Origin of the sequence: Radiobacillus kanasensis (assembly GCF_021049245.1) — a bacterium.
Classification (GTDB): domain Bacteria; phylum Bacillota; class Bacilli; order Bacillales; family Amphibacillaceae; genus Radiobacillus; species Radiobacillus kanasensis.
The window spans coordinates 429,301-437,500 of sequence record NZ_CP088020.1 but is presented as its reverse complement, the minus strand read 5'-3'; the positions used below and the strand labels follow the sequence as shown (position 1 = coordinate 437,500).

At 39.6% G+C, this 8,200-nt stretch carries 10 protein-coding genes and 5 tRNA genes; 1 reads left to right on the top strand and 14 read right to left on the bottom strand.

The window, feature by feature from the left end; all coding sequences use genetic code 11:
- Window positions 1-329: 329 nt before the first annotated feature.
- The 6 genes from KO561_RS02350 to KO561_RS02325 all read right to left on the bottom strand — a co-directional run bounded on the left by KO561_RS02350 (window position 330) and on the right by KO561_RS02325 (window position 1,521).
- Window positions 330-404 (bottom strand) — tRNA-Gln (locus tag KO561_RS02350).
- A 5-nt stretch (window positions 405-409) separates the two neighbouring features.
- Window positions 410-486 (bottom strand) — tRNA-Asp (locus KO561_RS02345).
- A 28-nt stretch (window positions 487-514) separates the two neighbouring features.
- A tRNA-Glu gene (locus KO561_RS02340) sits at window positions 515-586 on the bottom strand.
- A 4-nt stretch (window positions 587-590) separates the two neighbouring features.
- Window positions 591-681, bottom strand: a tRNA-Ser gene (locus KO561_RS02335).
- 2 nt (window positions 682-683) lie between these two features.
- Window positions 684-758: transfer RNA gene (locus KO561_RS02330), tRNA-Asn, on the bottom strand.
- Between the two features lie 304 nt (window positions 759-1,062).
- Window positions 1,063-1,521 carry a SprT family protein gene (locus tag KO561_RS02325; RefSeq protein ID WP_231095561.1) on the bottom strand — a complete coding sequence of 153 codons (459 nt, stop codon included), beginning with the start codon at window positions 1,519-1,521 and terminating at the stop codon, window positions 1,063-1,065.
- Window positions 1,522-1,602: 81 nt separating this feature from the next.
- On the opposite strand from KO561_RS02325, the gene cmpA reads away from it, so the two are divergent.
- On the top strand, window positions 1,603-1,722 hold the full coding sequence (cmpA, locus tag KO561_RS02320; protein WP_231095560.1) for a cortex morphogenetic protein CmpA: 120 nt from the start codon (window positions 1,603-1,605) through the stop codon (window positions 1,720-1,722).
- A 99-nt stretch (window positions 1,723-1,821) separates the two neighbouring features.
- Here the strand turns inward: cmpA and KO561_RS02315 are convergent, their stop codons facing one another.
- The 8 genes from KO561_RS02315 to KO561_RS02280 all read right to left on the bottom strand — a co-directional run bounded on the left by KO561_RS02315 (window position 1,822) and on the right by KO561_RS02280 (window position 8,199).
- On the bottom strand, window positions 1,822-3,993 hold the full coding sequence (locus KO561_RS02315; RefSeq protein ID WP_231095559.1) for a Tex family protein: 2,172 nt from the start codon (window positions 3,991-3,993) through the stop codon (window positions 1,822-1,824).
- A gap of 169 nt (window positions 3,994-4,162) precedes the next feature.
- Window positions 4,163-4,759: a SpoIIE family protein phosphatase gene (locus KO561_RS02310; RefSeq protein WP_231095558.1), complete on the bottom strand. Its 597-nt coding sequence runs from the start codon at window positions 4,757-4,759 to the stop codon at window positions 4,163-4,165.
- Entirely contained in the window at window positions 4,756-5,547 is a 792-nt protein-coding gene (sigB, locus tag KO561_RS02305; RefSeq protein WP_231095557.1) for an RNA polymerase sigma factor SigB, read from the bottom strand. Before sigB ends, KO561_RS02310 begins: the two co-directional genes overlap by 4 nt.
- Window positions 5,519-5,995: an anti-sigma B factor RsbW gene (gene rsbW, locus KO561_RS02300; RefSeq protein WP_231095556.1), complete on the bottom strand. Its 477-nt coding sequence runs from the start codon at window positions 5,993-5,995 to the stop codon at window positions 5,519-5,521. Before rsbW ends, sigB begins: the two co-directional genes overlap by 29 nt.
- Window positions 5,995-6,324, bottom strand: a complete 330-nt coding sequence (locus tag KO561_RS02295; RefSeq protein ID WP_231095555.1) for an STAS domain-containing protein — start codon at window positions 6,322-6,324, stop codon at window positions 5,995-5,997. Before KO561_RS02295 ends, rsbW begins: the two co-directional genes overlap by 1 nt.
- 64 nt (window positions 6,325-6,388) lie before the next feature.
- On the bottom strand, window positions 6,389-7,381 hold the full coding sequence (locus KO561_RS02290) for a PP2C family protein-serine/threonine phosphatase (protein ID WP_231095554.1): 993 nt from the start codon (window positions 7,379-7,381) through the stop codon (window positions 6,389-6,391).
- Window positions 7,382-7,432: 51 nt separating this feature from the next.
- Window positions 7,433-7,840: an anti-sigma regulatory factor gene (locus KO561_RS02285; RefSeq protein ID WP_231095553.1), complete on the bottom strand. Its 408-nt coding sequence runs from the start codon at window positions 7,838-7,840 to the stop codon at window positions 7,433-7,435.
- A gap of 2 nt (window positions 7,841-7,842) precedes the next feature.
- Window positions 7,843-8,199: an STAS domain-containing protein gene (locus KO561_RS02280; protein WP_231095552.1), complete on the bottom strand. Its 357-nt coding sequence runs from the start codon at window positions 8,197-8,199 to the stop codon at window positions 7,843-7,845.
- Window position 8,200 lies beyond the last annotated feature (1 nt).

Genomic DNA, 8,200 nt, shown 5'->3' with positions numbered 1-8,200 from the left:
ATGTTTTCTAATTTAATATGAGCGTTCATCCAGCAAACCCCTGCATCGCAGCATTTTAAAAAGATGACTTATGCCCAAGTACACTTATGTTACTCAGTAGAAGTTATGTGCTCGTCACGTTGCAAGCTTATTCGTGGAAGCTTACGCTCCTCGCAAGCCTGCACCTAGTAGTTATTCCGATGATGTGAGCGGCTCTCTACCAACTGAGCTAATGGCTCGTCAAATGTTTGTTATCTTCTATCTATACTTTATATTTAAAGGAACATTAGGTTGATTTTAGAGGTTATACAGATCAACTTGATTCATATAATGATAGTAAAAGAAAAAAGTGGCTGGGCTAGCTGGATTCGAACCAGCGCATGACGGTACCAAAAACCGTTGCCTTACCGCTTGGCTATAGCCCAATAAATGGCGGTCCGGACGGGACTCGAACCCGCGACCTCCTGCGTGACAGGCAGGCATTCTAACCAACTGAACTACCGGACCGGACCAAAAAGTTATGAAAATAAAAAAGTGACCCGTACGGGATTCGAACCCGTGTTACCGCCGTGAAAGGGCGGTGTCTTAACCGCTTGACCAACGGGCCGTAATGGCGGAGAAGGAGGGATTTGAACCCTCGCGCCGCTTGCGCGACCTACACCCTTAGCAGGGGCGCCTCTTCAGCCACTTGAGTACTTCTCCACTGGCTCCACAGGTAGGATTCGAACCTACGACCGATCGGTTAACAGCCGATTGCTCTACCACTGAGCTACTGTGGAATAATCCATAATTTTAGTCACTGTGTTTAACAGCGACGATAAACATCATAACGTATTTGATTCGTGATGTCAAATATAATTTAATGTGAATTTGTTGTAAATGGACTTACATAATGCGTCTACAAGACATTTTACTTACTTAACCACTCATTGGTCAAGTCATTCAACAAAAAAAGTGCTGTTTTTCAAATGCTTATTTAATTTAACATGTTACAATCTTTACGTCAATGGAAAGCTTTAACCTTTTTCTGGAAGGTTCGATGAACTTGTTCCCTTATTTTATCCTAATCAGTCCATTTCTTTATCAGACTTTCGTCAATTTCCCTCTACACTTTCCACATCTATACTTTTTTATATTTACTTGTCTGGACCGATTATAAACTTGTTTGCACCTTACACATTCATAATGATGTTTGACCCTACTTTCTTCTATAGAAGGAAGTGCACCACAAAACCTTGGGGACTTTGTTTCTTTAAGTAGCTGCCGAAACTCTGGATCTCGATGCTTATACCCTTTTCCCTCAATGTGCAAATGATAGTGACAAAGCTCATGCTTAATAATGCCTTCGAACTCTTCTCTCCCTATTTCGGTTAAATACTTTGGGTTCAATTCAATTTTTCTTTTCGAGGGAATATAGCGACCACCTGTAGTCCTTAGTCTTGCATTGAATGATACCTCATCTATAAATGGCTTATGAAAAAACTCCATGGATAAAGCATGAACTAGCTTTTCCAGTTCACCTTGTGTTAATGGCATCCTCATTCACGCCAACCTCCCTAATCGCATACCCTATAGTACACTAGTTTAATCATATATGCCATGGATAGAAGGGAGTCTATGCATATGCCGAAATGGTTCAAAAAGCAAATGACTGAAGCTTTCCTTTCCAAGAACATATACCAAATCAAGATATTAAACCAATGCTGGTTTTTTTATCGTGAGAAGAACACGAATTCATCCTAAACATAATAGCTTCTTCATCCTTTTATTCATAAAAGGAATAGTTCGTATATAAGAAAAATGAAAAAATACCAGGCCTAAACCTGGTATTTTGTATGTGTTCTATCCTTCTACCATAGATAAAGCAATTCGTTGTTTGTCGACATCCACCTGTTCTACCCACACTGTAACAACATCTCCAACAGACGCGATATCCATTGGATGTTTAACGAACTGCTTGGACATTTTAGAAATATGAACCAAGCCGTCTTGTTTGACTCCGATATCAACGAATACTCCGAAGTCTACCACATTTCGCACGGTTCCTTGTAATTCCATGCCTGGCTTCAAGTCTTCCATTGCCAAAACATCTTGTTTTAGGAGGGGTTGATCGAATTCGTCCCTCGGATCTCGTTCAGGTCTAGCTAAGGCACTTACGATGTCCTGCAAAGTCGGGAGTCCGATCGATAGCTCCTCCGCTAACGAAGCTATATCTATCGTTTTTAATTTATCCTGAAGTTTTGAGGTTCCAATGTCTTGGACAGAGCAACCAAGCTTCTCCAACAGTTTTTTCGTCGCTTGATAGCTTTCTGGGTGAATTGGGGTTCTGTCTAAAGGCTGATCCCCGTCTAATACTCTTAAAAACCCAATACTTTGTTCATACGTTTTACTACCTAATCTCGGAATGTTTTTCAATTGGCTCCGATTCGTAAACTTACCTTCATCATTTCTTTGCTTTACAATGTTGTTCGCGACTGCTTTACTTAAGCCCGAAACATATTGTAGCAAGGAGGCAGATGCTGTATTTACGTTTACCCCCACTTGGTTAACCGCTGTTTCTACGACGAATGTCAAGGATTCACTTAAGCTCTTCTGTGAAACGTCATGCTGGTATTGACCAACCCCTATTGATTTCGGGTCAATTTTTACAAGCTCCGCTAAAGGATCCTGAACACGACGTGCGATAGAAACCGCACTTCTTTCTTCTACTTGTAAATCAGGAAATTCTTCTCTAGCGAGTTTGGATGCAGAGTACACACTTGCACCCGCTTCATTCACAATAATATAGGCAATATCTAACTGATGGCTTCGAATGATGTCTGCAATAAATTGTTCCGTTTCTCTTGATGCCGTTCCGTTCCCGATTGCGATTAACTCAATCTTAAATGTTTTGATGTAGTCTAATACAACTGCTTCCGCATTCTTCTTATCGCTTTTTGGCGGAGTCGGGTAAATAACATGGATAGAATGAACTTTCCCAGTTTCATCTATAACTGCTAATTTACAGCCTGTCCGATAGGCTGGGTCCACACCTAGCACTGTTTTCCCTTTGAGAGGTGGCTGTAACAGTAAGTTCTTAAGGTTTTTAGAGAAAATATCAATCGCTTGAGCTTCTGCCGTTTCAGAAAGCATTCCTCTAATTTCCCTTTCAATAGATGGTTGAATGAGACGTTTATAGCTATCTTCTATTGTAGTAGTTAGTAGTTCTTGTACTTCCTTAGTAGCTGTTGACAAAATAATCTTTTTGGCTAAGTAGTCTAGTACCTGTTCAATCGGAGGCTCCACTGCAACTTTTAATACTTCTTCTTTTTCTCCTCGATTAAGTGCTAAAACGCGGTGTGCAACTATAGAACGTATCGGTTCATGATAGGAATAATACATCTCATAAACGCCTTTTTCATCCAATTCCTTTTTCTTGACTTCAGATTGGATCGTTCCCAAACGGAATGTTTTTTCTCGAATAAATTCGCGATATGTAGGATCATCCGCTATCCACTCTGCCATTATATCTGCAGCGCCAGCCAAAACATCTTCTAAAGTGTTCAATTCATGTTCTTCTGATAGATAGGAGCTTGCTTCTCTTTCCATATCGGTTATTTGTTGCTTCCAAATCGTTTCAGCAAGTGGTTCTAGCCCTTTTTCCTTGGCAACCGTTGCTCTCGTTCTTCTTTTCTGCTTATAAGGTCGATAGAGATCTTCTACTTTTTGCAGCTGTGTAGCCTTGATGATATCTTGCTTCAATTCAGGTGTAAGCTTTCCTTGTTCCTCTATTAAACGTATTACTTCCTCTTTACGTTCGGACAGGTTAAGCGCGTATTGCCATTTATCCTCGATAGCTTTAATTTGGACTTCATCTAGTCCACCTGTTTGCTCTTTTCGATAGCGAGCAATAAACGGGACTGTATTGCCCTTTTCTATTAGGGTGATTACTTGTTTAATAGGACTAGTGGCGACTCCCGTTTCTTTAGCCACCCATTTCATTAATGAATCTCTTTGTTCCACTTCACTCAACATTCTTCCTCCTAACTATGACTCCATCCTATTTTACCAAATGAAAGAGTATATCCCAACCAACGAAAGATGCATTTAGATTTATAGCTTCTTTCATAACACAAAAGGATTGATCAAGTACATGTTCTCTACTCAATCAATCCTTATATCTTTTACACATGAAGGTTCCTCACTATTCCGTGTATTTGATAGCGATTAAGGTCGTATCATCCTTTTCATTCGTTCCACATACAGAACGGTACGTTTCCGTTATGCGTTGAACATCTTTCACCATAAAGTAGCTTGATGATAAGTCTCTGTCATTTACACCATCCGTAAATAAAATAAAAACTAAGTCTTCCTCAAGCTGTCCTTCCGTTACTTTAAACGGACGCGGAAAGCCTGCAAGATAGCCTGAATTAGGAATACTTCTTTTCTTCACTCCAGAGGAAGTAACCGTCATGACTCCAACATTCCCAATCGAAGTAAAAGAAAATGTATGCGAAAGGTAATCCACTTTCAGAATACCCAATACAACTCCTCGTTTTCCAGTTAGCTCTTTATTACAAATTTTAATTAGTTGGTCAAGAGAAACATCCTTATTTTGTTCTATTGCCTGGATTACTGCTTGGGAAGACTCTTTTGCAAACTCGCCACTTCCTAACCCATCCGCTAATGCACAGACAAATCCATCTTCTGTTTCTTTATAATAATAGCTATCTCCACAATAGTAATTTCCTTTTTTGGCCTGTTGAAAAATGGAGACATCCATGTGTTTCCTTACCTTCAATTAAATACCTCCGAGCTATCCGATTGAAGAGCCTCACGTAATTTTCTTAAAGCTCGCCTCTGCAAACGCGATACATGCATTTGCGAAATTCCCAACTTCTCCCCTGTTTCTTTTTGACTTAGGTTTTCAAAGTAGGTACATCGCAGTATTTCCTGTTCTCTATCCGTTAATATAGGTAAAATCTTATCTAGTAACATTTGTCGGTCGATTTTTTCGTAACCACTTTCTTCTTTTCCAATTAAATCAAGAATCGATACAGTGCTCCCGTCCGAATCGGCTTCTATTTTTCTATCAACAGATAGCGCTTTATAGCTTTTTCCCATTTCCATCGTCTCTAGAACATCTTCTTCTGACACTTCTAGATAGCTGGCAATATCCGTGATGGATGGAGATCTCTGTTGATCCGTAGTTAGTTCCTCAGTTGCTTTTTTAATTTTTGGGCCTAATTCTTTAATTCTTCTTGGAACGTGAACACTCCATGTTTTATCACGAATAAAACGCTTCACTTCCCCAATGATGGTTGGTATAGCAAAAGATTCAAAAGATTTACCAAAGGATGGTTCATATCTTCTAATCGCTGCTAACAATCCTAACATCCCCACTTGCACGAGATCCTCATGAATAGAGCTGTTTTTTGAGTATTTTCTAGCTAGAGACTCTACTAAATCCTGATAGGCTAGCACTATTTTTTCTTGTATTACTTCGTCTGTGGGGTACTTCTGAAGATGTTGAATCCATTGGTAAACCTCATCCTCACCTCTATTGTGTGGTTGAGATTTGGTCGTCATCGATTCCCACCTCATTTTCGTTGAGGTATTTTGTCATCAGAACAATAACCCCATAATCGTTATTAATTTCGACCTTGTCCATCAATGCCTCTATTAGAAAAAGCCCAAACCCTCCTTCACGTAGGTTTTCAATCGATTCTTTCTGTTCATAGGGCCCGATTCCGCTTTTTACTTGTGCCAAATTAAAGCTGCCACCGTGATCTGCTACCATCACTTCCAGACGGTTTTCATACACTCCAAAACCGATCGTAACTTCGCCGTCTTCTTCTTCCTTGTATGCATGCGTTACGGCATTCGTCATCGCTTCACTGATGGCTACTTTCAAATCTTCAATGTCCTCATAGCTGAATCCCATGCGGTTGGCTATACCTGAACTCGTAAGTCGGACCACTCCAACATACTCAGCCTCCGCTGGTACTTTTATTTCGATAAAGTCAAAAGGTTCCATTAGTTCCCACCTCTTACTTCTGAGTCTATATCTATGACTTCATTTAAACCAGTAATTGTAAAAAGACGTAATACACGGTCTTGTAATTTTATTAATTTCAAATGACTATCCACTTCTCTCGTTGCCTTTAAAGCACTCACAAAAACGCCTAATCCGGTACTATCCATATAGGATACGTTTTCTAGATCGACTTCAATGGTTTGCCCTTCATGCGTCGCTAAAGGAAGTAATGTATCTTTAAGATCAGGAGCAGTGTACGCGTCAATTTCACCGAACAGCTTCACAACAGATTTGTCCTTCTCCTGAGTTACCTTAATATCTAAGTTCATTATCTATCCACCCACTTCTTCCGTATTAACCCCATACATGCTAAGTACCCCATTAACCCATTATCTAAACGTTTTTCGACAACATTATCAATGTAAAGTCATCTCTCAGGTGAAAATCCTGTAACCGTTCAAAATGTTTATAAACCTGCTCGACCGCTTCTTGAGCTGGTAGGTAATCATATTGTTGGATCACTTGAAAAACTTCTTCTCTTTCTATAAAGCGTTCTCCATGTCTACATTCCGTGACACCATCGGTTAACAGAACAATCTTATCTCCCTTTTCCACTTTCAATTCAAACTGTTCATACGTACTTTTGTCATCAACACCAAGGACTAATCCTTTTGTTTCAATTTCCCTGAACATACCCTTCTCGGTATTATAATAAAAGCCCGGTTCATGACCAGCAGATGAATAAGAGAACGTTTCCGTTTCCATATCATACGATCCATAAAACATTGTAATAAACATACTAGGATCCACGTTTCTTTCTACTACTCTATTTAAATTCTTTAATATGGCTTGCGGACTCATTGAGTTCTCTGGCAAACTATCCATGGAATACTTAATCATCGACATAGCTAGCGCCGCCGGAATTCCTTTTCCGATAACGTCGGCAATGGCCACTCCAAGCTTGCCACCGTGCTCCCCTTTAATAAAGTGATAGTAGTCCCCATTCATTTGATTGGCCGGGACACTAATCACACCAACATCTAGTCCATCAATCGTTGGCTTAACGGTTGATAAAAGGGTTTGTTGCATGTTGGCCGCAACAGATATTTCGGATTTAAGCTCTAGTTGCTTTTCCCGTAAGGACTGGAATTCTTGGTATGCTAAACCATAGGACATCATGGTTTCTAACAGAAATTTCATCGCATAATGAAAGTCTTTTGGCAGATTAGGGAATAGCTCCTTTGTCGCTTGATTATGAACATGAATGATTTCCACAGGGGAGATATTCTGTTTTAGGGATAATTTACTAAATTGTTCTGCTTGATATAGAGATTTTTCATCATGAGTCTCAATATATTTCTTCAATAAATCACGATAATTTTCCATGACTTATATACACTCCCCTTGTCCAACAACGTCCATAACTCTTTATTTATTTTACCTTACCCACTTAACCGTTCTAATTTCTGTCCCCTGTCCATGTTCAGAAATAATATTAAAATCATCCATTAAACGTTTAACACCAGGTAAGCCCGCGCCTAAACCTCCCGAGGTAGAGTAACCGTCTTCCATTGCTGTACTTAAATCGCGAATACCCGGTCCGTTATCAGTAGCGAGGATGGCTATACCTTTATGCTCCATATCTTCAATAATTTCAAAACAAATTTGACCTTTACCAGCATATAAATAAATGTTTCTTGCTAATTCTGAGATAGCCGTGGCGATTCTCGCTTGATCAACAGTGCCAAATCCTAACTTTTTGGAAAAGTCACGTCCTACTTGGCGAGCACCAACTATATCCCATTCTTTTTGAATTGTAACGCAGGTCTGGGGTTGATTTTTCATCTTTAATCCTCCAGTTCCTGTCTCAATTTAATTAAGCCTTGTTCCAAATCTAAAGCGGTAGGAACATCCTGCATGTGAATACCAAGGTCAATTAAGGTCATGGCAACAGCTGGTTGGATGCCAGTAAGAACAACTTTCGCCCCCATAAGATCTGACATTGTAACGACATCCCCTAAAACTTTTGCAATAAAGGAATCAATTATATCAACAGAAGTAAGGTCAATTACAACACCCGTTGCACCACTTTGGTGAATTTTATTTAATAAATCCTCTTGAAATTGAATAGCTGTTTGGTCATCTAAATCAATTTGAATGGAGATCAGTAAATAGTTTTGTAATTTAAGAATTGGAATTCTCATG

What these genes read in the sequence shown, in the direction of transcription:
- KO561_RS02290 (WP_231095554.1), bottom strand. Translation starts at nt 7,381, where the DNA reads ATGGAAAATTATCGTGATTTATTGAAGAAATATATTGAGACTCATGAT.
- KO561_RS02285 (WP_231095553.1), bottom strand. Translation starts at nt 7,840, where the DNA reads ATGAAAAATCAACCCCAGACCTGCGTTACAATTCAAAAAGAATGGGAT.
- KO561_RS02280 (WP_231095552.1), bottom strand. Translation starts at nt 8,199, where the DNA reads ATGAGAATTCCAATTCTTAAATTACAAAACTATTTACTGATCTCCATT.
- KO561_RS02325 (WP_231095561.1), bottom strand. Translation starts at nt 1,521, where the DNA reads ATGAGGATGCCATTAACACAAGGTGAACTGGAAAAGCTAGTTCATGCT.
- cmpA (WP_231095560.1), top strand. Translation starts at nt 1,603, where the DNA reads ATGCCGAAATGGTTCAAAAAGCAAATGACTGAAGCTTTCCTTTCCAAG.
- sigB (WP_231095557.1), bottom strand. Translation starts at nt 5,547, where the DNA reads ATGACGACCAAATCTCAACCACACAATAGAGGTGAGGATGAGGTTTAC.
- rsbW (WP_231095556.1), bottom strand. Translation starts at nt 5,995, where the DNA reads ATGGAACCTTTTGACTTTATCGAAATAAAAGTACCAGCGGAGGCTGAG.
- KO561_RS02295 (WP_231095555.1), bottom strand. Translation starts at nt 6,324, where the DNA reads ATGAACTTAGATATTAAGGTAACTCAGGAGAAGGACAAATCTGTTGTG.
- KO561_RS02315 (WP_231095559.1), bottom strand. Translation starts at nt 3,993, where the DNA reads ATGTTGAGTGAAGTGGAACAAAGAGATTCATTAATGAAATGGGTGGCT.